Origin of the sequence: Mycobacterium sp. NAZ190054 (assembly GCF_001545925.1) — a bacterium.
Taxonomy (GTDB): domain Bacteria; phylum Actinomycetota; class Actinomycetes; order Mycobacteriales; family Mycobacteriaceae; genus Mycobacterium.
Window position 1 is genome coordinate 1 of record NZ_LMVQ01000538.1, and the last position, 521, is coordinate 521.

Sequence of the window (521 nt, forward strand, 5' to 3'; positions counted from 1 at the left end):
AAGGCGCGTGAGCTGGTGCGCCGTAAGAGCGCCACCGACATCGGTGGGCTGCCCGGCAAGCTCGCCGACTGCCGCTCCACCGATCCGAGCAAGTCGGAACTGTATGTGGTGGAGGGCGATTCGGCGGGCGGCTCGGCCAAGAGCGGCCGTGACTCGATGTTCCAGGCGATCCTGCCGCTGCGCGGCAAGATCATCAACGTCGAGAAGGCCCGTATCGACCGGGTGCTGAAGAACACCGAGGTGCAGGCGATCATCACCGCGCTGGGCACCGGGATTCACGACGAGTTCGACATCGCCAAGCTGCGCTACCACAAGATCGTGTTGATGGCCGACGCCGACGTCGACGGTCAGCACATCTCCACGCTGCTGCTGACCCTGTTGTTCCGGTTCATGAAACCGCTTGTGGAGAACGGCCATATCTTCCTGGCGCAGCCGCCGCTGTACAAGTTGAAGTGGCAGCGCGCCGACCCGGAGTTCGCGTACTCCGACCGGGAGCGCGACGGACTGCTCGAAGCCGGCCG

The 521-nt window shown here is 64.9% G+C and carries 1 protein-coding gene; it reads left to right on the forward strand.

Going from position 1 to position 521, the window contains the following annotated elements; genetic code table 11:
* On the forward strand, positions 1 to 521 hold a 521-nt coding region (locus tag ASJ79_RS25610), incomplete at both ends, for a toprim domain-containing protein (RefSeq protein ID WP_231751040.1).